This window comes from Paenibacillus sp. KS1 (genome assembly GCF_001680695.1).
In the GTDB taxonomy this organism is placed as follows: Bacteria; Bacillota; Bacilli; order Paenibacillales; family Paenibacillaceae; genus Paenibacillus_B; species Paenibacillus_B suaedae.
Window position 1 is genome coordinate 69,253 of the sequence record NZ_MAIS01000004.1, and the last position, 24,642, is coordinate 93,894.

At 48.1% G+C, this 24,642-nt stretch carries 23 protein-coding genes; 14 read left to right on the forward strand and 9 right to left on the reverse strand.

All coding sequences use genetic code 11. The features are described 5' to 3' along the window. The first annotated feature begins 77 nt into the window (after nt 1-77). The 6 genes from BBG47_RS02530 to selD all read left to right on the forward strand — a co-directional run bounded on the left by BBG47_RS02530 (nt 78) and on the right by selD (nt 8,640). Nucleotides 78-1,574, forward strand: coding sequence for an ADP-ribosylglycohydrolase family protein (locus BBG47_RS02530; RefSeq protein WP_254659729.1), 1,497 nt, complete (start codon nt 78-80; stop codon nt 1,572-1,574). 680 nt (nt 1,575-2,254) lie between these two features. Further along, the gene (ilvB, locus tag BBG47_RS02535; protein ID WP_021254477.1) at nt 2,255-4,000 is read left to right on the forward strand and encodes a biosynthetic-type acetolactate synthase large subunit; all 1,746 of its coding nucleotides are present in this window, start codon (nt 2,255-2,257) and stop codon (nt 3,998-4,000) included. Continuing rightward, nucleotides 4,000-4,497, forward strand: a complete 498-nt coding sequence (ilvN, locus tag BBG47_RS02540) for an acetolactate synthase small subunit (protein WP_028531812.1) — start codon at nt 4,000-4,002, stop codon at nt 4,495-4,497. Before ilvB ends, ilvN begins: the two co-directional genes overlap by 1 nt. A gap of 185 nt (nt 4,498-4,682) precedes the next feature. Further along, nucleotides 4,683-5,675 (forward strand): ketol-acid reductoisomerase, encoded by a 993-nt coding sequence (gene ilvC / locus BBG47_RS02545; RefSeq protein ID WP_021254479.1) that lies wholly within the window; start codon nt 4,683-4,685, stop codon nt 5,673-5,675. A gap of 138 nt (nt 5,676-5,813) precedes the next feature. Then, the gene (locus BBG47_RS02550; RefSeq protein WP_065290388.1) at nt 5,814-7,364 is read left to right on the forward strand and encodes a 2-isopropylmalate synthase; all 1,551 of its coding nucleotides are present in this window, start codon (nt 5,814-5,816) and stop codon (nt 7,362-7,364) included. A 205-nt stretch (nt 7,365-7,569) separates the two neighbouring features. Then, entirely contained in the window at nt 7,570-8,640 is a 1,071-nt protein-coding gene (selD, locus tag BBG47_RS02555) for a selenide, water dikinase SelD (RefSeq protein WP_065290389.1), read from the forward strand. Between the two features lie 136 nt (nt 8,641-8,776). Here the strand turns inward: selD and ytxJ are convergent, their stop codons facing one another. Beyond that, entirely contained in the window at nt 8,777-9,151 is a 375-nt protein-coding gene (gene ytxJ / locus BBG47_RS02560) for a bacillithiol system redox-active protein YtxJ (protein ID WP_065290390.1), read from the reverse strand. 156 nt (nt 9,152-9,307) lie between these two features. On the opposite strand from ytxJ, the gene BBG47_RS02565 reads away from it, so the two are divergent. After that, a complete protein-coding gene (locus tag BBG47_RS02565; RefSeq protein ID WP_065290391.1) occupies nt 9,308-9,655 on the forward strand; it encodes a DUF1360 domain-containing protein in 348 nt (115 codons plus the stop codon). A gap of 157 nt (nt 9,656-9,812) precedes the next feature. Here BBG47_RS02565 and BBG47_RS02570 read toward each other — a convergent pair whose 3' ends face one another. Together BBG47_RS02570 and BBG47_RS02575 are read right to left on the reverse strand one after the other, a co-directional pair. Next, nucleotides 9,813-10,799, reverse strand: a complete 987-nt coding sequence (locus tag BBG47_RS02570; protein ID WP_065290392.1) for a CgeB family protein — start codon at nt 10,797-10,799, stop codon at nt 9,813-9,815. 81 nt (nt 10,800-10,880) lie between these two features. Further along, on the reverse strand, nt 10,881-11,543 hold the full coding sequence (locus tag BBG47_RS02575) for a BMQ_0737 family morphogenetic spore coat protein (RefSeq protein WP_065290393.1): 663 nt from the start codon (nt 11,541-11,543) through the stop codon (nt 10,881-10,883). A 107-nt stretch (nt 11,544-11,650) separates the two neighbouring features. Between BBG47_RS02575 and BBG47_RS02580 the strand changes: the two genes are divergently transcribed. The 3 genes from BBG47_RS02580 to BBG47_RS02590 are packed head-to-tail and all read left to right on the forward strand — an operon-like array spanning nt 11,651 to nt 15,037. Further along, nucleotides 11,651-12,946, forward strand: a complete 1,296-nt coding sequence (locus BBG47_RS02580) for a hypothetical protein (protein ID WP_065290394.1) — start codon at nt 11,651-11,653, stop codon at nt 12,944-12,946. Nucleotides 12,947-12,981: 35 nt separating this feature from the next. Next, nucleotides 12,982-14,610: a hypothetical protein gene (locus tag BBG47_RS02585; RefSeq protein ID WP_065290395.1), complete on the forward strand. Its 1,629-nt coding sequence runs from the start codon at nt 12,982-12,984 to the stop codon at nt 14,608-14,610. Continuing rightward, the gene (locus tag BBG47_RS02590) at nt 14,582-15,037 is read left to right on the forward strand and encodes a M67 family metallopeptidase (RefSeq protein ID WP_083189046.1); all 456 of its coding nucleotides are present in this window, start codon (nt 14,582-14,584) and stop codon (nt 15,035-15,037) included. Before BBG47_RS02585 ends, BBG47_RS02590 begins: the two co-directional genes overlap by 29 nt. A 75-nt stretch (nt 15,038-15,112) precedes the next feature. Here BBG47_RS02590 and BBG47_RS02595 read toward each other — a convergent pair whose 3' ends face one another. The 3 genes from BBG47_RS02595 to BBG47_RS02605 form a co-directional block, all read right to left on the reverse strand. Further along, complete coding sequence (locus tag BBG47_RS02595; RefSeq protein WP_065290396.1) at nt 15,113-15,748, reverse strand: hypothetical protein; 636 nt, start codon at nt 15,746-15,748, stop codon at nt 15,113-15,115. A 166-nt stretch (nt 15,749-15,914) separates the two neighbouring features. Beyond that, nucleotides 15,915-16,409 carry a hypothetical protein gene (locus BBG47_RS02600; protein ID WP_065290397.1) on the reverse strand — a complete coding sequence of 165 codons (495 nt, stop codon included), beginning with the start codon at nt 16,407-16,409 and terminating at the stop codon, nt 15,915-15,917. Nucleotides 16,410-16,422: 13 nt separating this feature from the next. Next, complete coding sequence (locus tag BBG47_RS02605; protein WP_065290398.1) at nt 16,423-17,745, reverse strand: hypothetical protein; 1,323 nt, start codon at nt 17,743-17,745, stop codon at nt 16,423-16,425. Between the two features lie 174 nt (nt 17,746-17,919). Between BBG47_RS02605 and BBG47_RS02610 the strand changes: the two genes are divergently transcribed. Beyond that, a complete protein-coding gene (locus tag BBG47_RS02610; protein ID WP_065290399.1) occupies nt 17,920-18,618 on the forward strand; it encodes a class I SAM-dependent methyltransferase in 699 nt (232 codons plus the stop codon). Between the two features lie 203 nt (nt 18,619-18,821). Here BBG47_RS02610 and BBG47_RS02615 read toward each other — a convergent pair whose 3' ends face one another. Genes BBG47_RS02615 through BBG47_RS02625 form a run of 3 tightly spaced genes read right to left on the reverse strand, consistent with a single transcriptional unit; the run spans nt 18,822 to nt 20,680 of the window. Continuing rightward, nucleotides 18,822-19,520, reverse strand: a complete 699-nt coding sequence (locus BBG47_RS02615) for a class I SAM-dependent methyltransferase (RefSeq protein WP_065290400.1) — start codon at nt 19,518-19,520, stop codon at nt 18,822-18,824. Nucleotides 19,521-19,538: 18 nt separating this feature from the next. After that, the gene (locus BBG47_RS02620) at nt 19,539-20,087 is read right to left on the reverse strand and encodes a CatB-related O-acetyltransferase (protein ID WP_021254495.1); all 549 of its coding nucleotides are present in this window, start codon (nt 20,085-20,087) and stop codon (nt 19,539-19,541) included. A 23-nt stretch (nt 20,088-20,110) separates the two neighbouring features. Continuing rightward, nucleotides 20,111-20,680 (reverse strand): class I SAM-dependent methyltransferase, encoded by a 570-nt coding sequence (locus tag BBG47_RS02625; RefSeq protein WP_065290401.1) that lies wholly within the window; start codon nt 20,678-20,680, stop codon nt 20,111-20,113. Nucleotides 20,681-20,877: 197 nt separating this feature from the next. On the opposite strand from BBG47_RS02625, the gene BBG47_RS02630 reads away from it, so the two are divergent. Genes BBG47_RS02630 through BBG47_RS02640 form a run of 3 tightly spaced genes read left to right on the forward strand, consistent with a single transcriptional unit; the run spans nt 20,878 to nt 24,604 of the window. Continuing rightward, nucleotides 20,878-23,253: a DUF4214 domain-containing protein gene (locus tag BBG47_RS02630; protein WP_083189047.1), complete on the forward strand. Its 2,376-nt coding sequence runs from the start codon at nt 20,878-20,880 to the stop codon at nt 23,251-23,253. A gap of 47 nt (nt 23,254-23,300) precedes the next feature. Then, nucleotides 23,301-23,951 (forward strand): glycosyltransferase family 2 protein, encoded by a 651-nt coding sequence (locus BBG47_RS02635; protein WP_065290402.1) that lies wholly within the window; start codon nt 23,301-23,303, stop codon nt 23,949-23,951. A gap of 20 nt (nt 23,952-23,971) precedes the next feature. Next, on the forward strand, nt 23,972-24,604 hold the full coding sequence (locus tag BBG47_RS02640) for a DUF1796 family putative cysteine peptidase (protein ID WP_254659730.1): 633 nt from the start codon (nt 23,972-23,974) through the stop codon (nt 24,602-24,604). Nucleotides 24,605-24,642: the final 38 nt, after the last annotated feature.

Sequence of the window (24,642 nt, forward strand, 5' to 3'; positions counted from 1 at the left end):
TAATGTGCATGCACGAGAATGATGGGGTGTTTACTATATAAGGGGATTACTGCCTTAGAAGAAGAGGAGATGGAGTTATGTGCAAAGGGAATATGCATATGCAGGCTGAGGAAATCCAGCACAATTGGGCGCATGGAAGCTGGAGCGAGCTGCTGCAGGCGGAATGGAAGCAGATGATCGAAGAAGGCAAGGAGACACAGGGCATTGCGGAAGCCTTAGAGGACTGGACCCATCATCATTCGCATGATGAGGAGGCTGCTGCAAAGCTGTATTGCGACATGTCCAATCGCCGCATTCGCAGCGATTTCCCCTTTACTGAGCCATCTGACTTGGAGAGCATCCGGGAGCTGAGACCTACGAACGCTCCATTTCGCTCAGAAGAGGAGCTCAAACGGGAATCGCCACTGCGGGATGACGAGTTCTGGCATGATCGTTTCCATGGGGCATGGGTTGGGCGCGCAATCGGCTGTGCGCTCGGCAAACCGTTAGAGGTGCCTCCATTTGTCGACGGAGCGGGTGGAATTCCGGGTTGGAAGTGGATTCGAACATGGCTTCAAGATGCCGATGCTTGGCCATTTCGGAATTACGTGCCGGGACATTCGCGCGCATCATCTATTGAGTTTCGTCCAGGTGAGAAACTGAGGATTTTCTTTCCAGACAGCCAGCTCGAGCAGATTCGCTTCATGGAGACGGATGACGATATGCGTTACGCGGTTCTTAGTCAGCTCTTAATGGAACGCCATGGATTGAAACTGAAGACGGAGCATGTCGCAGCGGTATGGCTGGAACGGCTCAGTCTAAAGCAGGTATTCACTGCTGAATGCATGACCTTCGTGAATTTAGAGCAGGAGCTGGCCGCCGTGCAGGACTGCAAGATGTCAGCTTCCAGTAATAAGCGGGAAGTAGACTGGGAACGAGTGCGTATGCACCTGAATCCCTACCGGGAATGGATTGGCGCCCAGATTCGCGCGGATGTATACGGCTATTCTGCTCCTGGACGACCGGAATTAGCAGCAGAGCTAGCTTGGCGTGATGCCTCCCTATCCCATGTGAAGAATGGAATTTATGGTTCTATGTTCGTAGCAGCAATGATCGCTGCGGCTTTCTATGAACCGGATCCTGAACGCATTGTTCGGGCGGGGCTTGCTCAGATTCCAGACACGTCGCGTCTGGCTGCTGATATCGCCCAGGCGATTGAGATCGGCAAGACGTCGAAGAGTGAAGAGGAAGTAGCTGAGCGAATTTGGAACTCGTTCGGACATTATTCATGGGTGCACACCAATAACAATGCCGCGCTCGTTGCTGCTTCGTTGATTTTTTCTAAAGGAGATTTCGCGTGTGGTGTAACAACGTCCGTGCTGGGTGGATTCGATACGGATTGCAATGGAGCGACAGTAGGTTCCATTTTAGGGGCTTCTATGGGACATCAGCAACTTCCCGCACATTTCGTGCAGCCATTGAACGATACTTTATATGCGGATGTCGAAGGGTTCCATCCTATTGATTTCACTGCGTTAGCGCATCGTTCCGTTGTATTGTTCAGGGGGATTGAAAACGCTTTAGTAGGGAAGTGAAAAGGCGTATATTATTTTGTTTTATCAAATAAAAAGTTCGGATATAAACTGTCCACTGAGCGAAAACAGGAACAATCATGCAAAAATGATCAGTAATCCATAATGATTCACAAAACAAAAAAATAAAGAATGCCCTATTGACTCCTGATAGGTGTAGGAATATAATGTTTCTAAACATTTGAAACATGACACATAATACCAACGGCAATGAAGAGGACGAAGTAGTAAGGGCTCTTATGAACAGAGAGCGGTCGGAGGTTCTGCTGAAACCGACGCCTTAACCCCTTATATGCGAGCTCACCTCGGAGCTGTTCTCCTGAACAGATGATTAGGACGCTGGAATGTATCGTTCTATCATGCGAGTAGGGAGAATCGTAGGGCGCGCGTTAGACGCTATGAGTATTCGTTATTGTCTATGGCATACGAATACTTGCTGAGATTTCATATTGCGAGATATGAAATGAATGCGGGTGGTACCACGGAAGCACAACCTTTCGTCCCTAATGCAGCAGTTTGCTGCGTGGGATGGAAGGTTTTTTTGTATTTGCTGACTCTCTCATTTCTCATCTTCATGTGATGAGTTGGCATAGTATGTGCCTGGCCAGGCAAGACATATCTTCACAAATGTAACCTAGAGCCCGAGTATGGAAATGAGTAAATATGCGTAAGGAGGATGTCGAATGAGCTCACATCGTACGGCAATGAGGTCAAAAGAAGAATTAAGACAGAAATGGATGCAGCCTGAAGTCATTACAGGCTCGGATATTTTGCTTCGCAGCTTGTTGTTGGAAGGTGTGGAGTGTGTGTTCGGATATCCAGGCGGCGCGGTGCTCTATATTTATGACGCCATGCACGGCTGTGAGGATTTCCACCACGTTCTGACCCGGCACGAGCAAGGAGCGATTCATGCAGCGGACGGATATGCCCGTGCAAGCGGCAAGGTCGGTGTATGTATCGCAACATCGGGACCAGGCGCGACAAACCTGGTTACAGGAATTGCTACTGCCTATATGGATTCGGTTCCGCTCGTTGTTATTACAGGCAACGTAGCGACGACCTTGATTGGCACCGATGCATTCCAGGAAGCAGACATTACAGGCATCACCATGCCGATTACGAAGCATAGCTATCTGGTACGCGATGTGAAGGATCTGCCGCGTGTCATTCACGAGGCATTCCACATTGCGAACACAGGACGCAAGGGGCCGGTTCTCATCGATATTCCGAAGGATGTATCGGCGGCGAAGACGCTGTTCGAACCGGTATCAACTGTAAATATTCGCGGCTATAACCCTAACGTTCAGCCGAACAAATATCAAGTCGATAAAATGCTGAAAGCGATCGAAGAGTCGAAGTCACCTGTGATTCTCGCGGGAGCTGGAGTTATCCATTCTGGAGCGCATGAAGAACTGTATGAATTCGTGAGCAAGACACAAATTCCAGTAACGACAACGCTGCTGGGACTTGGCGGATTCCCAAGCGGTCATGATCTGTGGATGGGCATGCCTGGCATGCATGGAACCTATACAGCGAACAATGCGATTCAGCAGGCGGATTTGCTCATTAACATCGGGGCTCGCTTCGATGACCGAGTGACGATGAAGCTTGAAGGTTTCGCGCCACATGCGAAAATCGTCCATATCGATATTGATCCGGCAGAAATCGGCAAAAATGTCCCAACGGACATTCCGATTGTAGGCGATATTCGTACTACATTGGAACTAGCCAATAAGACAGCAGCACGTGCAAACCATGCGGATGAATGGCGCGCTCGCATCATGCAGATGAAGGCGGATAAACCGCTGCAATTCATCGATTCGGATGAAGAACTGAAGCCGCAATGGGTCATCCAGCTGATCAATGATACGACCAAAGGGGAAGCCATCGTTACGACAGATGTCGGACAACACCAGATGTGGTCAGCGCAATATTATCGCTTCAATCATCCGCGCTCCTGGATTACTTCTGGCGGCCTTGGAACGATGGGATTCGGATTCCCATCCGCAATCGGAGCACAAATGGCCTTCCCGGATCGTACCGTTGTATCGATCAATGGCGATGGCGGCATGCAAATGTGTGCGCAGGAACTTGCAATCTGTGCGATTAACAATATACCGGTCAAGGTAGCGATCATCAATAACCGCGTGCTGGGGATGGTTCGCCAGTGGCAAGAAATTATTTATGACAATCGCTACAGCCATATTGACCTTGCTGGAAGCCCAGACTTCGTGAAGCTCGCGGAAGCTTACGGGGTAAGAGGATTCCGCGCGACGAACAAAGAGGAAGCAGAACAGGCATGGCAGGAAGCACTGAATACACCGGGGCCAGCGGTTGTGGAATTCGTTGTTCGCAAGCACGAGAATGTGTACCCGATGGTAACGCAGGGCTGCACGATTGACCAAATGATAATGGGGGATTGTGAATGATGAACATAACCAAACATACCATTGCCGTCATCGTGAACGATCAGCCAGGTGTTCTGCAGCGTGTCTCCGGTCTATTTGGCCGCAGAGGATTCAACATTGAGAGTATTACTGTAGGTGCTTCTGAGGAGCAAGGTCTCTCCCGCATGGTCATTGTGACCACGGGAGATGACCATATGCTGGAGCAGATCGAGAAGCAGCTGTACAAGATCGTTGACGTGATCAAGGTACTCAACTTAAGCTCCCAGCCAATGGTTGCTCGTGAACTTGCACTCATTAAGGTGAAGGCTGAGCCACACGTACGTCCAGAGATTCTTGGCGTCGTGGAGACGTTCCGCGCTTCCATCGTCGACATTGGGCCAAGCACGCTTATGGTGCAGGTTGTCGGCGAATCGCAGAAGATCGAAGCGATGATTCAATTGCTGGAGCCATACGGAATTCGTGAGGTTAGCCGCACAGGAGTTACAGCCTTGATTCGCGGTCAAGTAACAGATAAGTAAGGAAGCGTCTGGACTTATTCCTACACGTATGGATTGAATCGAATAACGGCCTTCGAATGAGGGGGTATCTCAGAGGACAAGCGGAAGCTGTAAGAGGCCCGTGATTGTCACTTGAAATACCCGCCTCATTCGGGGGAGATTACTACACACTATTTATATAGGAAGAAAGAGGAGGACTCATACTTATGCCAGTTACAATGTACTATGAAAATGACGCTGAATTTAACGTACTGCAAGGAAAAACTATCGCCGTTATCGGTTATGGAAGCCAAGGACATGCTCAAGCGCAAAACCTGCGTGACAGCGGTCTTCAAGTGGTAATCGGTCTTCGTGAAGGCAAATCTGCAGACAAAGCTCGTCAAGACGGCTTCGAAGTGCTGTCCGTTGGCGAAGCTACTTCCCGTGCTGATGTGGTTCAAATCTTGATGCCGGACGAAACGCAAGCATCTGTATACAAAAATGAAATCGAGCCGAACTTGAAAAAAGGCGCAGCCTTGATGTTCTCTCACGGCTTCAACGTACATTTCGGTCAAATCGTAGCACCGAAAGACAACGATGTATTGCTCGTAGCTCCTAAATCCCCAGGACATCTTGTACGCCGTACGTATGTAGAAGGCTTCGGCGTTCCAGGTCTTATCGCAATCGAGCAAGATGCAACTGGCAATGCGAAGGCTATCGGCCTTGCATACGCGAAGGGCATCGGCTGTACACGTGCAGGGGTTATCGAGACTTCCTTCAAGGAAGAAACAGAGACAGACTTGTTCGGCGAGCAGGCAGTATTGTGCGGCGGTGTAAGCGCACTGATCAAAGCAGGCTTCGAAACATTGGTAGAAGCAGGCTACGCTCCTGAAATGGCATACTTCGAGTGCTTGCATGAGCTGAAGCTGATCGTTGACCTCATCTATGAAGGAGGCCTGGCTACAATGCGCGACTCCATCAGCAACACGGCTGAATACGGCGACTATGTTACAGGTCCTCGCATCGTAACCGAAGAGACGAAGAAGGCGATGAAGGAAGTATTGTCCGACATCCAACAAGGCAAGTTCGCACGTGACTTCATCTTGGAGAACCAAGCGAACCGTGCGTTCCTGACAGCAACTCGCCGCAACGAAGCAAACCATCCGATCGAAGTGGTTGGCGGTCAATTGCGTGAATTGATGCACTGGATCAAAAAATAGGAAGTAAGAAGTAAGCTTTAATCTCATATATATAGTTCAAAAAGTCCATACTGCAGCCTTTTCGGTGCTATTCATGGGCTTTTTGAACATAAACTGATACTTGTAAAGCTCCACAGACTACAGAAGGAGGTGCAGCCGGTGCGCAAAATTTATATTTTTGACACGACGCTTCGGGATGGAGAGCAGTCCCCTGGCGTGAACCTGAATACGAAGGAGAAGCTTGAAATCGCGCTTCAATTGGAGCGCCTAGGCGTCGACCGCATCGAAGCGGGATTCCCTGCAGCATCTCCTGGTGACTTGGCGGCCGTGAATGCAGTGGCGAAAGCGGTGAAGCAATCTACGATTGTCGGCCTGTCCCGTTCCCGTATTCCGGATATTGATGCAGCTTATGAAGCGCTGAAGGGTGCAGAGGATGCTTGCTTGCATCTCTTCCTTGCTTCTTCGCCAATTCATCGCAAGCATAAGCTCCGCATGGAGAAGGAGCAGGTACTTGAGACAGCTGAAGCAGCTATTCGCTATGCGAAGAAGTACTTCAGCAAAGTTGAGTTCTCTCCAGAGGACGCGGGCCGTACGGAGATCGACTTCTTATGCCAAATGACAGAGATGGCGATTAAAGCAGGCGCTACCGTTGTGAACATTCCGGATACGGTTGGATACTTGTCGCCGTATGAGTACGGCAACATATTCAAGACGCTGAAGGAGAATGTACCGGGAATCGAGACGATTCAGCTTAGTGCACATTGCCATGACGATTTGGGAATGGCGACTGCCAATGCGCTCGCTGCAATCTTGAACGGTGCAGATCAGATCGAGGGGACGATCAACGGTATTGGGGAGCGTGCAGGCAATACTGCAATTGAAGAGGTTGCGATGGCGCTTGATACGAGATCGAGCTTCTATGAGGCGAAGACTTCGCTCGTTTTGTCTGAGATTGCGCGTACGAGCCGACTCGTCAGCAAGCTGACAGGCATGCCGATCCCAGGCAACAAGGCGATCGTGGGTGCTAATGCCTTCGCGCATGAATCCGGCATTCATCAAGACGGCATGCTGAAGGAACGGTCAACGTATGAGATTATTACGCCAGAGACGATCGGACTTAAGGAAAGCAAACTCGTGCTCGGCAAGCATTCTGGCCGTCATGCCTTCCGTGAGAAGTTGATTGATCTTGGCTATGACTTGGATGAAGAACAGCTGAACGGAGCTTTTGCCAAGTTCAAGGAATTGGCAGATAAGAAGAAGGAAATATCGGATGAGGACATCCGGGCCATACTCGAGGAGAAACTGATCGATACGCCTGAGGTGTACTCGCTCGAGACGATATACGTCGCTTACGGGAACCAAGCAATTCCGGCTGCGAAAGTGCGTATCGTAACATGGGAAGGCAGTGTGCTTGAGGAAGAGTCGGAAGGCAATGGCTCTGTTGATGCGATTTACAAGGCAATCGACAAAGCTACGCAGGAAGATGTTGAGCTCGTTGACTATTCCATTAAGTCGGTCACGCACGGCAAGGATGCACTCGGTGAAGTGCATGTCGTTCTCGCACAAAATGAAATATCTGTGCTTGGCCGTGGTGTAAGTACAGATATTCTCGAAGCGAGTGCACGTGCTTATGTCGATGCGCTCAATCGACTGATTGAGAAGCGCAAGCTAGGTGCAGCCAGCCGTCGCGACAAAATTGGACTTGTCTAATTGGATATCAGCAGATAATGGAAGCTGCCCCACAAGCCTTGAATTGGCTGTAGGGGCAGTTTTTTATTGTAAATAGAACGGATCGTGGAAGACACTCGCATTTTCATAGGAACGATCGCATTGTGCGGATATGTTACAATAAAAGAGTTATGTATGATACGCACGAATGGAAGAAATTCGCCTTATGCGATGGGAGGATAAAGTGATGGATCAACAACAATCAACGGTTCGATTGACAACCTTGTCAAGCAAAGGAGGATGCGGCTGCAAAATAGGGCCGTCCGATCTGTCTCAAGTATTGCGCATGTTACCGCAGACAGAGAAGCATCCGGATTTACTCGTAGGATTGGATACAAGCGATGATGCGGGTGTGTATCGGTTGAATGACGACATGGCATTAGTGCAAACGGTTGATTTCTTTACGCCGATTGTCGATGATGCTTATTCGTTCGGTCAAGTTGCCGCTGCGAATGCACTTAGCGATATTTACGCAATGGGAGGCAAGCCGCTCACGGTATTGAATATTGTGGCTTTCCCAATTTCGAAGCTGGACAAGTCCATCTTGGCAGACATTTTGCGCGGAGCGGGAGATAAAGTGAAGGAAGCGGGAGCAACACTCGTTGGCGGTCATTCCATTGATGACGCGGAACCGAAGTTCGGCATGGCCGTAACGGGCATCATTCATCCGGACAAGGTGCTGACGAATGCGTGGGCTAAACCTGGCGACAAGCTGGTGTTGACGAAGCCGATTGGTGTCGGCATCATGACAACTTCCTTGAAGCGCGAGCTGCTTCAGCCAGAAGAAATTGAGCTGGTAACACGGACGATGACGACACTCAATAAGACGGCAGCTGAAGTGATAGCCGGATACGAGATCCACGCATGTACCGATGTTACGGGATTCGGCTTGCTCGGCCATAGTACAGAGATGGCGGCAGGCAGCGAGGCAGGACTTGTTGTTCACGCGGAGAACGTACCATTCTTGCCACGCGTTCGTGAACTGGCTGAGAACGGTGCTGTACCGGGCGGAACGAAGAATAACTATAATCATGTGAAGGATCAAGTTGTATTCGACGAGCGACTTGATGAGATTGCACAGTGGATGCTGTGTGATGCAGTCACATCAGGTGGACTGCTCTTGTCTGTTGCAGCTAGCGATGCGGAAGCGATGATTCATGAGATGCAAGCTCGTGGTGTAGAAGCGGTGTGCATCGGTGAAGTGGTGGCCGAGCATCCAGGTAAGATTCATGTAGTGGGCAGCTTCGTCGGTAGATAACAACAATCAGAGTTAAATAGAGAATACGTGTACCAAATACCGCCAGGAGAAGAGGAGAGGTTATCCTCCATTCCTGGCGGTATTTTGATGTAAGCAAGTGAATTCGGCAAGGCGCCAACGGAAATGGCAACTTACTTTAGAGCGAAGGATTCTGCTGTAGAAAGTGCTGTGCAAGCTGTGACAGCTGTACAGAGTTAATCTGCTGATGAGACGAATTCCATACGACTTTCTGCTTGTAAACAAGCAGAATTTGCGGGGATTTATGGGGAGTCTGCAATAGTTCCGCTACTTTGCCAGACAGCGCCTTCTCTTCGAGGACACGAACGACAGCGTAGGAGAAGCGGGAAGATACATGCGGATAGCGAGTCAAAAATTGATTCAGCGCGAGGTGAGCTACTCTGCTCGAACCGCAGTTTGTATTGTGCTTATAGAGCCACAACGGCCGTTCATCTGTCTGTTGAATCAAGCTGATAAGCTGCTCCTCAGTAGCGATGATGGGGAGTCCCTGCATATATCTTCTTCCTCCTTCTGATTTTTGTTCCCGCTGCAAGGGAGGGTGGCGCTATGTAATGTCCAAGGCAGTGATAGGGAACAGTTCTATCCTTGTCAAGAAGTCCATACAATGAATCTGATCGAAAGAGTATACGAGCGGCTAAGGAGGACTGTTATGCATAACATATCCTGGTTGTCATTGACATTGCTTATTTTGGCGAGCTATCGCCTAACTAGACTCATCGTATTCGATGAAATTACTTCTTTCATTCGCAAACCCTTTGTAGAGGAGCGATATCATACGGATGAGAATGGAGCTATATTTGCGGTGATCGAAGAAAAAGGCGGCCGTTTTCATGCCTTTATGCGCAAACTGCTTACTTGTTATTGGTGTACGGGTGTATGGTCTGCCGCATTTGTAACAGCATGTTACCTTCTCATCCCCACTTATGCATTTCCGGTTATTCTCCTGCTTGCTATTGCGGGTGCGGCCGGGATTATGGAGTCTTTTGTCAAAGGCTGACAGCACCCTCTTCTATATGCTAGGTTTCTATCCACGGGCTTGTTGCACATTTCCTCGTCTATCAGGCTGTTGTCTCTCAAGATTTCGAAAGCCGCATCATAAGATATAGCAGAGCTGATAGAAAATGCGGAACTTGCTAATCGAAGTGGTGAACAAGTTATTCCAGTTCCCGCACTCTACTCAACAAATGCTCCAGGCGCTTCGCAAATGTATGCTCTGACTGAGTTCGTTCATAGCCTTGAGAGGCGATGGAGCTCCGCTTGGCATCTTCGTAGAGGTACGTATGAATAAGCTCGGCACATTCCTTCGGCGATTCGAAGCATAGCAATTCCGCGCCTGGTTCATAGAACATGTGAAGATCTGGGCGATAATCAATGATCTGCGCACGCCGGCATGCCGCAATATCGAAGGTGCGATTGTTAATGGTGTGGCCAGGAGCACCTGTCTTATTTTTATCAATTAACGTATCATCTTCGCTGCGGTGAATATTCAGCACAAGCTTGGCACCGTTGTAATAACGGGGCGTCTCAGAGAAGTTGACCCACTTGGTTCGCAGGTGAGGGATACAACCGCCCGACCAATTGACGGTGTCCCAGAAATGTCCGACAAGTTTCACATGTAAGCCAGGATCGAGTTCCTTCAGCATTTGCTGCATCATACGGAGTCGGTTATCGTACCCTGTACCGATGAAGCAGATGTCGCTCTCATAAGAAGGGTGCGCGTTGAAGGGACGGAAGATATCGGTGTCTGTTCCGAGCGGCAAGTGGTGAACTCGCTTGCAGCCGTGGCGCTCATAGTAAGAGACACAACCAGAATCAATGGTGAAGATGATGTCGTATTCGGCTGCTACTTGCAGCGCATTGTCGATGGCATAGGGATCATCAACGAACCACACGCCAATTGGAATGCCCATCCTCCGTATGCTGCGAACTTGATCAACAGGCAGAAAAGAGCGCGGGCCGCAAATGGTCAAGACGAATTCAGGCCTGAATTCGCGGATATCAGGAAGAAGCTGCTGAAGTGGTGCACGATTCAACAGAAATATTTTGCTCTCATAACACTGGCCGTACAGAGCCTTCATGAGCGCATTATCGAGGATATCAATTGGCCTCCGATAACCGGAAGCGATATAGTATAGCCGCATTAGCCCCTCCTCGTTCCTGTCATCGAGAGAATAAAAAAGGGGATGGTTTTAGCCACCACCCCAAGCCGATCAGCATTTTGATTATGATGGGAACGGATAAGGTGCACCAGGGAAGATAGTAGGACATTGTTTCGGGAATGTGACAACACAAGCGTTTTCAGGGACTGGAATCACTGCACGCGGTTGGCACAGCTCAGCTTCAACAACTAACTTGACATTCGCTTTTACCTGAATGCTTTGGCAAATCACGATGTCCACGTTGACACAAGAGTTGTCGACAATATCGAGAACTTCAATCGTTGATGTGTTCGGAACGATTTCGCAATCCACCGTAGTTCCCGGAGGTGCGCACAACAGAACTTTCTCGAAGCGTACAAAGGTTTTCGTAAACGAGCAATGTACTACGTTAGGGACGACTGTAGTATCAATGATCGTGACTTCAAACGTTCCTGTTTTCTTAATGACAACACGTTGTAGAGTAACTGGTGTGCCACCAATCGTAACTACTACATTTTCTCTAACAGAACCGACTTTCTCTCCGCAGCTTACTGTCAGTAACGTTGCTTGAGCGCTGAATGTAGCCGGCAATGGCAAGCACAGAGCTGGATCAATGCATGCTTCATCAACAATTTGCGTCGTTAACAACACCCAATCGAATACTTTAGGAACCTCTATACATTCCAAAGAGGGTAGTGGCAAATATTCGGGGGGCGTTGTTTGCCCTTGAACTAACTTGCTCTCCATGAATGTTTCCTGCCTCCTTTATAGAATCTGAATTCAAATTCAATACAGTCTATGGGGGCGATCTAGAAAAGGTGACACCCCCATAAAATAATTTGGAGGGGATCGCAGTGAGGCAAGAAGTTTGCTTATATTCCTCAGAAGGCGTGCATTGGGTAGAACTTCAATCCGATGGGTCGCTGCTTCATTCCTTATACCGCGGAGTTGAACTGGTCAAGCAGCACCTATGGAGGTTCAGCAGTACCGTGAAGCAGTTCAGCGCCATTCTGCTTCATGGACATATACATATGTTGATGGCTTATGAATCGGGTATCTATTATGCACGTTGCAGCGTGAATGCGCGTGCAGATGAAAAGCAAGAATTGCGAATAAGCAGGCATCCCAGCTCATCGAATCCGTATCTCTTTAACCTTGGCAGAACCCTCTATTTCGGCTTCACTACAATACTGAACAAGAAGTTTACGTATGTGCTTCGACAGGTTGAGCAGGGGAGGTGGCGAGAGAGGGCTTTTTCCTATGTTCACGAAGATTATGGCGTCAATGTACATATTGAACAAGCAAGCTGCGATATAAGTGAATCAGGGACTTTATATGGGCTGTTCCTGATCCGACATGGAGATACGAATCGACAGCAGCTAATGCTGCTCGAGCTCGATATGGAATCAGAGGAGGCAAAATGGCAACACGTCTTCTCTTCTGCGCAAGCAGGGCAGAGTTGGAGCATTACAATATCCGCGGCGAGGGAAGGAGATCCGTATCTCGCGTGGGTCGTACACAACGGAGTCACAGCTACGGTATATTGTGCACGAGGCAGACAAGTTACGAATTCCTGTATCCCATTGAAGGTATTTTTTCAGAATCAATTTTTCGTTCCTCGACTTATTATCGCAGGAGAACATGGTCTGTTTCTCTCGATTACAGGTTCCTCCTGGTTAGCTTGTGCTTATTCAAGCAACGGAGGGAAAGACTGGGGGACCTTTATGGAAGTGCCGTTCGCACGGGAATCGAGACTTCGCATCATCCAAGGGGTTCGTAGCTCTGAACATGACCATGTGCCTGTGTCGCTTGTTGGCATCGGGTACCCGTGCTTCCGTCCGGTCGAACTCATTGATTTGTTCCATCCATTCTTGACCATGAATACAATGGGCCCTTCTATACAGGATGATGTATTGCTTCATTATGCCAAACTGCAGTTAGGCGTACTGCATGATTTTGCATCTGGACGAATTGTTTCATGGCAAGAAGAGATGATGCTGCTTGAAGAACGTCTGCTGCAAGAGGAGTATGCGCTGCAGCGATTGGAATCATTTATCGAAGAGATGGAGCGGGAGCAGGTTCGCGTATTGGAGCAGTTGCATGCCGTTGGTTCCAATTTGGCACCATTCGGAATTCGCCTCATACAATGACGTTAGTCAGTACATACAAGAGGGAGGGGCATGGAATGCACATTCAGTTGAATGGCAAGCCATTATGCAAGATTGCGGAGACGCGGTTAGTTGATGTATACCAGCTGCTGGGCAAGTACTCGTTCACATTTCATCTGGACAAACGACAAGGCGTGCTCGATATTATGAACCCGCTTGAAGGGTGCAGAGTTGTACTGGAGAGTAAGATGACGGAGATTGTGGATCGGTTGTTGTATCCGATACAGTCCACGCTGTCCCAAGCTGGATTGAGGGTCACGATTGTGGATTCAGAGGATACGCGCAAGCAGCTGTTAAGCGAATCCAATCATCAGCGGCAGGGGATATGGATATCAGCAGTGCCGGATGATGCAATGGAGTTAAGTGTGCATTATTATTTCCATCATCGTAAGCAGAGCAAGCAGTTGGCCCAATTACTTATTATGAATATGTTGAAGCACGGTGAGCTGCCTATCCGTGGAGCCACCTTGAATTGGAAGGATCGATCGAATTATCAGATATCGCTGACAGGGCAATCATGGACTTCGGTGGCACTCACATACGGCGGTTTCCTGCGATTGTCTTCGGAACAGCTTGTGCAGCTCGGCAATGGAATCACTCGCGCAGCTGCCTCCTACTTCTCGTATCTTCCGATCCTAGATGTCATTGAGAAGCTTCGAGCAATGGATAATGGTGAGGGATTTGAATCCGATAGGAAGAATGAAGCAAGTCCCGTTACTACTGAGGTGCGGCACGCTGAAGACATTGCATCGCTGCGGGAGGAAGAGGCTACGGCTCCACATGTGCAGACCTCATTCATGGATGTATCTAATATGCATCAATCTGTAGACAATTCACGCAGGGATGAACTGGAACCGCACGAACACTCGAAGCAGCGGGGGCATAGAGAGGCACGGCTTGCTCAAGAAGCGCGTTCCGCTTATGAGGGTTCAGGGACAGCTGCCGTTGAGCACAGTGAAGAACGAGTAAGTGTGCATGATCTTGAGCATGGGAATGAGTTGAATGAGCAAGTGTATTGGGAAAAGTATAAAGATAATGAGGAACCTTCGGGAGACGATTGGCAGGAAGCGGATGTTGAAGAAGCAGTAGATATCGAGAAGAGCCTTAATGACACCGGTTATGATGACGATATGTTCGTGAACAGAAGCGTGTTGGTAGCGGAATATGAATGGGAGGATAAAGAGAATATGTATGACTCTCCTACGGTGGTTGAAGCCGATGAACTGTATAAGGGAGAGCAATCAGATAGCAGGTCGATCGGGGTTAAGGAGCAAGGGACAGGGATATCACTAGATGGTGGCAGATGGACACACAAACAGAAGGCTGACGGAATGTCCAATCCTCTACATGAGGAGCGAGCACACCGTGAACTGCAAGCTGATTCGGATGAGTTGGAGGGCCGAGAGCAGGAACGGTTGGAAGACAAGAAGCGGCAAGCTCCAGCATATTCGACGTTTACATGGCTTCATGCCAATACGGTAAATCGTGCAGACGGAGCAAGCAAGCAGTCTGGCTCACTGCTTAGTTATTTGAATCAACAATCATTAACGAGCCAGCCTCGCATACCGAAAGATCCGGCTCAAGATCTATTGCTCATGCAAAGGGAGCGGACGAAACGTGAACAATCGTCTACCGACAAATCATAATGCTGTAGGACTACAGCTAACGGAGAACACATATCGAGAGATGGTAGGGCATTGTCTGCAAGAGAAGCCACTGGAAGCTTGTGGACTGCTGTCAGGAAACGACGGGCTTGCTAACCGCTGCTGGATTATCGATAATATTGACCGCAGTCCGGTATCATTTACGATGGATATGGAGCAGCTGGATCATGCACTGAAGCACATGGAGGGGAGTGGAGAACAGCTGCTCGCTGTATTTCACTCTCATCCAGCCTCTGTTCCATACCCGTCCGTCTTCGACATTGAGCATGCTGTGTATCCGTGCTCGTACATCATTATATCTTTGTCACGGCTTCGTCCTCGCGTACGCAGTTATCGGATTGAGGGGCGTCAAGCACAACCGGAGTCAATAAGAATTGTAACACATGGCACGAAGCATGATGCGCTCTAAGGAATCGCATCATGCTTCGTGTTGTTTCATTCGATTCAGCTAATCAGCTGGTTTGTGGGAGATAAGCAGCAGCAATTACAGCAAGGACTGATAAATGTCAGCAATGAAAGACAGGCCAGCTGTGTTGACAGCGCCAGTTGTGAAGTAGTTTGTCACTTGGAATTGGAATACAAACTGTACGCTAAGCGCAATTGAGATGAGTCCAAGTGATGCTGGAATCGTATAGAAGCGCACATTTTGCCAGTTGTATGGATTCGCGACATCTGTAGTTAAGCCAGTAGTTGGATCCAAGGAGCCTGCAGTCAATGGTACATTGAGTCCGGGAACTGGGAACAAGCTGATTTGCAATGGGCTGAAAGCTTGAATCGTTGCAGTCACGGCATTGTCGGCAAATACAGCCATCGCAATGACAAAGTCAGCAGCAATTCCAATAGTAAGCGGAATTGCTGCAGAAACAGTAGCAAAACCGTGTGTTTCACCTGGAACGAATGTGGCTTGTGACCAGATGAATTGCGGATTTGGAACTGCTGCAAATGGCCCGTTATCATTGTCGAATTTTGCTATCTGAGGCCATATTTTCGGAGCATTTCCTACATTCACTACATTCGGTGCTGCACCTGCGATTGCTAGTGTAGCAGCAGTTGCACTAGTGGCGGCCGTTACAACGTTAGATGTGCTGCTTACGATCCGTTGAATGGGAATAAGAACCATATTAGTAAACCTCCCCTTCATCATATGAGCGAAAGAATCCGCTAGAATTCTTTCTACACTGTTAATGTATGAAGGAGACTCGTCATAAGATTGGATGAATTACTAGATTCATTCGTACAAACTTATGTCAAGATACTCGTCATTCATGTAGTTTAGAATAGACCAATTATGGATGAACAGCAGCTCGGAAGCTGATACTGCTTGGATTCGCGGCAGGGAACTGCTTGCCTCCTGCACATACATAAGCGTGTATGTGGAGCGGGGTGATGAGGTGATCGATATCGCATTCTATATGAATATCTCTTATGTCTGACCAGATTCGTGGGGGGAGCAGAAGAGGCTGGACAGGCTCAATCCGGTACTCCCCGTTTTTGCGTCCGTTCGAGAACCAATCATCCCGATCGAATTTCCAGCCCGTTTGCTGATTGCCTTTCTTATGGAGACCAAACACCAGAGCATGCTGCGGGGCTACAATTTTCCCGCTCACGACTGCGAATTGGCTTGGGGATAGCGTTAGTAAAATATGAGACAACGACACAGGCTGAGCTGAGGTATTGCGAAATTTGATATGGGTAATCAGGCAGATTCTGCGCGTCTCTAGATCAACATCGGCTGCAGTTTGCAGGATCACATCAATTGAAGCTTCTGGATCATTTGTCATCACAAGCTCCTCCTTAGCGGGGGTTTGATATTTTTAATACAATCCGTGATAATTGTTCCTTCATGCCGCTTCGAGAGTCTATCTTATCTTCTTTCTTCATTAATAATGTATTCTTCTCACTAAGTTCCTGAATGGCAAGGCGCACTTGAACTTCCTCCTGCAAGGCAGCGATTCGTTCAGTCAGTCGGTCTGCTGTGGCTTGCCGCTCCTTCTGGATTTGTTTCAATTGGACGAGTTCCTTCTTTCTTGTTCTGCAACATTCCCTCATGTAGGCGATAGAAGCGATGAGTGCATCGGCTGAATCGATACTATGTGTGAGGTCGCGTGTTGCTCGGTAGCCTTGCATGACTGCGGGTGCTGCAGATCCGGTGAAGTCGGGCGTTGTTTCCTGGTCAGAAGCAATCCATACGGTAGGGCCATCGCGACCTGACTGCTTGTCATAAATACAAGTCCAGATTACTGGACACTGAATTGCTGTTGTGTATAAGTCGCTCCATTCTTCTTGATGGATGCTGTAATGAATGCGGAACAGCAAGTCTTCTGTTACCCAGCTTAAGCGATACCGCACCTGATCATATGCACATATGACCTGTGTTGCGAGAGTGGGAGGGATGATTGTTTGGTTATGAGCCGTCAATGTCCATTCCTTTTGCTTATTCCATTCATATGCTGTAAATAAGAGCTTGTTCCCAATGCGCTGAAACTGAAACATTCCAAGTCGCCCTTGTACAGAGTAGAGATCATAGGCTAGAAAATCTTCCCTCGATTCCAGTGGGACAACAGGCAATGAAGTCGAAGGCAGCCATCGGCTGGATGCTGTATGGAACGATTGCAGGAGCAGACGTAGTTGCTGATGGGGAGGCGCCGCCGTTATTAATGCAGTGCACAGCCAGATATGATCTTGATGTGCGAATAGACGGAGGGAATGGATCTCTTCGCCATCATATAGGACGTCTGCGGTTGACCAATGAATGCCAGATAACGATACATGCTCAATACGGGAACGGTATTGAATCACAGCATGAAGCTGATTGTGGCAATTCGTCAGTTGAATATGCAGGACGTGCTTGAACAGGCCTGCTATTTCGCGCTTGTGCGACTGCAGGGAACAGGGATTGATTGAGACATGAATGAGCTGGTCATCCCTATTCACATACACGAGATGAACATAATGTGCGTCATCCTGACACACGCCGAACGGACCGGCCGCATCGTGGTATATCACCGGCTTAGGGCATTCAATTAGACAATGCTCCTGTGGTTCGAATAATAAGCTGCCGTCTCTCATCTGCAACGAGGAGAAATGATATCGGTTCGATAACAACATACGCGTCATCGGATTACACCCCCTAGGTTCGCACAAGCTCTTCATTTCAATGTATTCAATCATCTTCACATCTAGGATTGAAATTCTCGCTCGAACATAGCGAGTCCCATTTTGATCGTGTAGGGAAGAATGTTTATACCAAGTTCGTTGAATCGCATATAGTGATATACGGAGGTGAGTAAGGTGCTTGCATTTTGGGAAAAAATTATACTTCCACTTTTGCAATCATTTGGTGTGAAGAGAATCGTAGAGATTGGTGCGGAGCATGGTTTGAATACGAGCAACTTATTGCAGTATTGTCGTGCGGTGAATGGTGAATTATTTGTTATAGATCCAGCACCGAGATTTGATATTCAGCAGATTAAGATGCATTTCCACAAGGAATTTCATATGCTGCTGGACTATAGTTTAGAGATTCTTCCGCACCTGAAGCAATTTGATTGTATCCTGATTGATGGGGATCATAATTGGTATACCGTATATCATGAACTGAAGTTAGTTGAGATAATGGCTCAGCAGCAGGAACGGTTCCCGCTAGTATTTCTGCATGACACACAATGGCCGTATGGTAGAAGAGATATGTATTATTTCCCAGAATCGATTCCCGCGGGTTTTGTGCACCCTTATGCGAAGATGGGGATGGTATCAGGCCAATCGCAGCTCGTTCATGGCGGAGGGGCAAACAATTTGCTGAATAATGCACTCTATGAAGGAGGAGCCCGCAATGGCGTGTTGACTGCTGTTGAGGACTTCCTGCAGCAGACGCCTTGGTACGTTAGCTATCATCAAGCCTTGTCCAATAGCGGGCTAGGTATTATTGCACCGAAGCACCCATCGATCGATATACATGTCCAAACGATTCTGGCAGCTTCGGGATTATAATAGCGAGACGAGAGGTGAAGGTTGGTTCACTAAGCCCAATTATAGGTGTGACAACGACATATGTGTCAAGACACGACTTCCATATTCTTATCATTACGAATAGCTATCATGAATCGCGCAGCAATTAAGCTATGACACATAGGGTGTATTCTAGCCGCAGATAAAAGGAGAATCTGTGGCTAGAGATACATAGAACGGTTGCATTATAGACCGGATTGTTCAATTATTCGGCGTATTTCGCGATTGAAGTAATGATGTGTTTCTGTAATGTCTGGCATAATGATGCCTAGTCCGAACTGGCTGCGTACGCGATGCAGCTGGAGCGGGATTTGGGCTTCCTTCATAAAATCTTCTACCGCAGTCAATACTCCGTTACGATCTCCATTTTCATATGCTGCGTTGTGGACAGAATCATTATGTCCATTGTCTACAAGCTCATTGATTCCTGGCAAGATCCCCTTCTTAGCGCTCGGCTTGCGGAACTCCGCCGGAATTGATTCAGGGAAATAATACATATCTCGCCTGCCATAAGGCCATTCCACATCATGAAGGAAGATGAGCGGGAACTTCTTGATGCGCTCGAATTGCTTCAGTTCGTTGTACACGGTATACCAATTATGATCCCCGTCAATAAACGCGGCATCGCATGTGTGAATGTGCGGTAGGACTTTCAGGCTGTAATCTTGCACGAGAAGAAATTTATGGCCATATAACTGCTTCATTCGTTCAATATCGAACAGGGGAGAGGGATCGATAGCCACTAGCTGACCGTTCTCCATCGGCTTTACATATTCGAGCAAATTAACGGTGTTATATCCTTGGGCACATCCTATTTCTACGATCACTTTCGGCCTTGTCAGCTGAAGGATAGGATGTACGACCTGATTCCAGAAATAAATCACTTCTGTTGCCTCCCATGATCACCACGTTTTGTACGTGCGAATGAAATCCTCGATTCTATTGGAGAGAAGGAGGGGCCAAGCGACTGTGATGTACTCCAGTGGCCAATCCCACCATGCAATACGCTGCAAATCGTCAATGATGGAAGGGGGGAAGCGATAACGAATCACACGAGCCGGGTTGCCGCCGGCAATCGCATAAGCAGGAATGTTCTTCGTAACGATGCTCCTTGCTGCAATGACTGCACCATTTCCAATTGATACTCCAGAGAGAATCAGCGAGTCGAAGCCAATCCATACATCGTGGCCAATCGTAACATCACCCTTTGTTTTGGGATGTCCAAGGAAGCCTGCTGCATTGGGGAATATTGGGTTGAAGGGGTAGGTAGTAACCCAGTCCACGTTATGTTCTCCGCCCAGCATGATCGTCGTATTCGAAGCGAATGAACAGAATTTTCCGATCGTTAATGTTGCTTTCTCACCCCATGTGAGTACGTTAGGGTAGCCGTAGGACCAATCACCGATTTGGTATTGTTGATAAGCTGGATTTTGGTTCAAAAAGTAGCTCATTGAACTTCCCCTCCCCCGAGCTGTTAATGCTGGTGATAGCTTGCAGCTCTCCACATGTCCAAGTATTGCTGGAGCGAGTTAATCGTCTCGGCAGGTACGGCATTGCCCTTAATGCCGATACCGATGACAGTGTGAGGGAATAGTTCTTCCCCGGCATAGTCGGTTATTACCGTATCGAATGGCTTCAAGATGCTGGCGAATGCTTGGGGTGTGAAGCGCCAATAATCGGCTGGATAATCATGGATTGGGAAATTCATGACCGAGGTAATAATGGCAATGCCGTTCGGTTTTAAGATGCGATGAACCTCTTGCATGGCGAGACGGGGATCTTCCACATGCTCAAGCGTATCCAAGGAGATTACAAGCCCTGCTGTCTCCGCAGGGAGGTCGATATGATGGAGATCCAAGATCATATCTACTCCTACACCAGGACGCATATCACAGCCGACATAGGGTTGGTTGGGGAAGAAGGGGCGCAGGTCAGCGAATCCTTCCTGGCCTTGCACCTGATAGGATCCAAATTCATATACTGGCACTTCATATGGAAGAATGTCCGAACATATTTTCACCAAATTTTTGACAATGTGTCTCATTTCTTCACTCCTTATTCATGTACCATCACCTAAATCTAGTACTCACTGTATTCAGCGATGATGGAGATGTTGATTAGGCGTACATCCAATTGTTATTTCGCGCCCGTTTCTGTCAAATACACAGGCAAATTGGAACCTGTGCTAATACACTAATGTAAATGACCGTATCATCCGTAATGTGTATGGAGGGATCGAGTTTGAATATCATCCAGACGTTACACCAGATGTTCCGCTTGGAAGAGGAAGCATTTGTGTCGGAGCTATATAGACAGGTGTTAAATAGAGAGCCGGATTATCCAGGATTGAGCCATTTTACTGCACTGCTTCGCGCAGGGCACACGAAGATGACCATTGTTACCCATTTCCTGAAAAGCAAAGAGTTGAAACAGACATTCGCTGGTGAAGTTTCCGTCGATATGGTCGGCACTCCATTTCGTATCTTTCATCGGATTTACACCTTATTGACAATCGATCCAAACGAATTTCCGCATGAGCTGTACCGAGAGATGCTGTGTAGAGAGGTGGAGGACGGTGCATTCCGGCACTATTACTTCATGCTGAGACAGGGGAAGCCGCGAATGTCAATCTTAATGGGGATTCTGGTATCGCCGGAATGCCAGATGCTGCTCCATGCCCCACAAGCCCCAAGACATAATGGTCCGGTTGACTTTGAACGATTCGAAATTATGGAATACCCTCCTGCCAAGACGATCGGCAATCTTGCTCCGTCTCCGCCGCTGCGGCGCAAAGTATCAATTGTCATCCTGACATGGAATGGACTAGAACATACGAAGCAATGCATCGCATCGCTTTCCCCATTGGCTGCGCATGAATTGGTGGATGTTGTGGTGCTGGACAATGGAAGCACGGATGGAAGTGTGGACTATCTTCGAGGTTTGAAGTGGGTTACGTTAATAGAGAGTCCACAGAATATAGGGTTTACGGCTGGAAACAATTTGGCAATTGCTCATTGTGATCTAGACAGCGATATTCTGCTGCTGAATAACGACATTCTGATTACACAGGCAGATTGGCTGGAGCGCTTGCAAGAGACAGCCTTTCTAGCTCCCAATATCGGCGTTGTAGGCTGCAGATTGCGTGGTGAAGACGGGAAGCTTCAGCATGCAGGGACATATATTTTTGAGGATACATGTTGGGGACAACAGATTGGTGGACAACAGACAGATATTCGTCAATATGAAGGTGTACGTGATGTGCAAGGGGTTGTATTTGCTTGTGCCTATGTGAAGCGTGAGCTGATTAATCTAATTGGTTCATTGGATACCGATTATTTTGCTTATTTTGAAGACACCGATTATTGCTTGCGGGCATTAGCCGCTGGTTTCCGGGTTGTCTATGATGGAAGAGTAACGCTCGTTCATGCGCAGAACACCTCTACGAAGGTAAACAACATCGATTTCAACCAATTATTCTTGCAGTCGCAGGGCATCTTCCATGGCAAGTGGGGCCACCAGCTTGCAGGAGAGTATCATACACAGCTGAATTGGCATTCGATTGTGAACCTGCCAAGCGGGTATGCGAATTCCTCCCGCAACCTCATGATTGCTCTCGACGAACAGCGTGTGAAGATGCATTATCGCTATGTATACGGCCCTGGAACACCGTTCCATACGAAGGAACCGAATATGAGCGATGATTATCGTGTGAATCTATTTAGCATGCGAAAGAGGAATGAATCAGCACCTGAAGTAGTGTACGGGCAGGGAGATGTGTTCTTCAAAAATGAAGGCAGGTACAAGATCGGCTATACGATGCTGGAAGTGGACGGCCTGCCTGAAGAGTGGGTGCATCAGTGCAACCGCATGAATGAAGTGTGGGTTCCATCCAGCTTCAATGTAGAAACCTTCCGCAACAGCGGCGTGCATGTTCCGATTCATGTTATCCCATTAGGGGTTGATCCTAACTATTTCAACCCGGATATTCGTGCTTTCCGGTTCTCTGAGAAGTTTACATTCTTAAGTGTATTCGAGTGGGGGGAACGCAAAGCACCGGAAGAAATGCTGCGAACGTTCGCTAATGAATTCGCCTTCGATGATGTGGTGCTTGTCTGCAAAATTACGAACAAAGACCCGGAAGTAAACGTGCGTGCCGAGATTCGCAAGCTGAATCTAAAGCATGCAGAGTCCAAAATCATTATTATCGAAAATCAGACCATTCCTTCTTATTTGCTTGGCAGCTTGTATCGTTCAGCGGATTGCTTCGTGCTGCCTACAAGGGGAGAAGGCTGGGGAATGCCAATACTGGAATCGATGGCTTGCGGCATTCCTGTTATCGCGACGGATTGGAGTGCGCAGCGGGACTTTTTGAATATCCAAACGGGCTTCCCCATTCAAGTGAAGCGATTGATTCCGGCCGTGGCGAAATGTCCGTATTATACAGGATTTCATTGGGCGGAGCCGGATTTTGAGCATCTAGCTCATGTCATGCGTTTTGTGTACGAGAATCAAGAAGTGGTGAAAGAGCGAAGTCTGGCCGTATCCCAGCTTGTGCTGTCGCACTGGACGTGGGAGAACTCGGCGAAGAAAATAGCGGAGCGGATTCGCTATCTATAAAGGTATAAGGAAAGCTTAATGAATTTGTATATGAGGAGTGATCAGCATTGCGTTACGTTGTGGGAATTCCGTACGTGAACCGTAAGGATCTGCTGTATCGGGCTTTGGACAGTATCGAACTGTATTGGAAGCATACTTACGTATTGGATAACTCTCCCGCGCACGATTTGAGATATGATTCTGAATTGTCTCGGCGCGTAACCGTATATGAGCCCCCTGTATCGCTGACATTTACCCAATCTATGAATTGGTTCCAGAGGGTGGCTCTCGATCAGGGGGCCGATTCTGTGTTCTATATGCATAACGATGCGGAGGCTCATCCGGGTACGCCAGAAGCATTTCTGGGAGTGCTTGAGGAGTTGAAGAACAGTGGGCGGAAGTGGGGGCTTGCCTTAACGAACTTCGATGCGCTTGCCGCTTACAATATGGAGGCGGTTAGAGCAGCGGGATCATGGGATACGGTATTCAGCAGTTATTTTGCCGATATAGACTATCATCGCAGGCTCAGGTTGGCAGGATATGATGAAGTGTTCACGGGCTTGCCTGTCGATCATCATGGAAGCTCAACGAGGAAATCGGATGCTCATTACAATTTTATCATTGATACGACTTGGCCCTTGTACGAGCGGTATTATGAGTTGAAGTGGGGCGGCAAAATGGCCGAGGAAACCTATAGGACACCGTTCAACCTTACGTAGTGGAGGAGATTGCCTTGCGATTGTCTGATGTAAAAGGCGTATACGATGCCGTGTACAGTTTGGGGTCGAACTGCTATACGGCTCAACGGCTGGAACGCTATGGCTTGCGGCCGTACAGTGGTGTCGTGGATTGGATGTACTCCAATTGGACACCTGGTGTAAGCTTATTGCTTCGAAATCGCTTTGCCAAGTTCATGCATCCGGATCATTTAGTGGTGGAGAGCATCATTTTTAAACGTCATAATTATTGTATATTAGACCGGGTGTATGGTGTACAATCAGTTCATGATTTTTTGTACACAGAACGTCGGAGAGGGATCGCGTTGAAATATCCGAAATTTATTGAGACGATTCAGCGGAGAATTCATCGATTTCTAGATAAGGCGGAGCATAGCAAGCGTATCTTCTACTTCCGATTTAATGCATCATATGACGAGGCAGCAGAACTGGAAGCAGCATTGGCATCTCTTGTGAAGCATCAATTCAGCTTGCTGGTTGTAAATCCCGGAAACGAGCATCGGATCATCGACAAGGAATGGCCGCTTGCGAATACATGCGGATTAGAGCTGCCCATTGGATGGGATGCTGCGTGCGATCAAGTATGGAATGAAGTATTTGCCGGCATTCACTATCAAGTAGGAATAAGGAATTAGGATATGCTGCACATAAAGTAAGCCCCGCTCCGAGGTTC

What these genes read in the sequence shown, in the direction of transcription:
- BBG47_RS02530 (WP_254659729.1), top strand. Translation starts at nt 78, where the DNA reads ATGTGCAAAGGGAATATGCATATGCAGGCTGAGGAAATCCAGCACAAT.
- ilvB (WP_021254477.1), top strand. Translation starts at nt 2,255, where the DNA reads ATGAGCTCACATCGTACGGCAATGAGGTCAAAAGAAGAATTAAGACAG.
- ilvN (WP_028531812.1), top strand. Translation starts at nt 4,000, where the DNA reads ATGAACATAACCAAACATACCATTGCCGTCATCGTGAACGATCAGCCA.
- ilvC (WP_021254479.1), top strand. Translation starts at nt 4,683, where the DNA reads ATGCCAGTTACAATGTACTATGAAAATGACGCTGAATTTAACGTACTG.
- selD (WP_065290389.1), top strand. Translation starts at nt 7,570, where the DNA reads ATGGATCAACAACAATCAACGGTTCGATTGACAACCTTGTCAAGCAAA.
- ytxJ (WP_065290390.1), bottom strand. Translation starts at nt 9,151, where the DNA reads ATGCAGGGACTCCCCATCATCGCTACTGAGGAGCAGCTTATCAGCTTG.
- BBG47_RS02565 (WP_065290391.1), top strand. Translation starts at nt 9,308, where the DNA reads ATGCATAACATATCCTGGTTGTCATTGACATTGCTTATTTTGGCGAGC.
- BBG47_RS02570 (WP_065290392.1), bottom strand. Translation starts at nt 10,799, where the DNA reads ATGCGGCTATACTATATCGCTTCCGGTTATCGGAGGCCAATTGATATC.
- BBG47_RS02575 (WP_065290393.1), bottom strand. Translation starts at nt 11,543, where the DNA reads ATGGAGAGCAAGTTAGTTCAAGGGCAAACAACGCCCCCCGAATATTTG.
- BBG47_RS02585 (WP_065290395.1), top strand. Translation starts at nt 12,982, where the DNA reads ATGCACATTCAGTTGAATGGCAAGCCATTATGCAAGATTGCGGAGACG.
- BBG47_RS02595 (WP_065290396.1), bottom strand. Translation starts at nt 15,748, where the DNA reads ATGGTTCTTATTCCCATTCAACGGATCGTAAGCAGCACATCTAACGTT.
- BBG47_RS02600 (WP_065290397.1), bottom strand. Translation starts at nt 16,409, where the DNA reads ATGACAAATGATCCAGAAGCTTCAATTGATGTGATCCTGCAAACTGCA.
- BBG47_RS02605 (WP_065290398.1), bottom strand. Translation starts at nt 17,745, where the DNA reads ATGACGCGTATGTTGTTATCGAACCGATATCATTTCTCCTCGTTGCAG.
- BBG47_RS02620 (WP_021254495.1), bottom strand. Translation starts at nt 20,087, where the DNA reads ATGAGCTACTTTTTGAACCAAAATCCAGCTTATCAACAATACCAAATC.
- BBG47_RS02625 (WP_065290401.1), bottom strand. Translation starts at nt 20,680, where the DNA reads ATGAGACACATTGTCAAAAATTTGGTGAAAATATGTTCGGACATTCTT.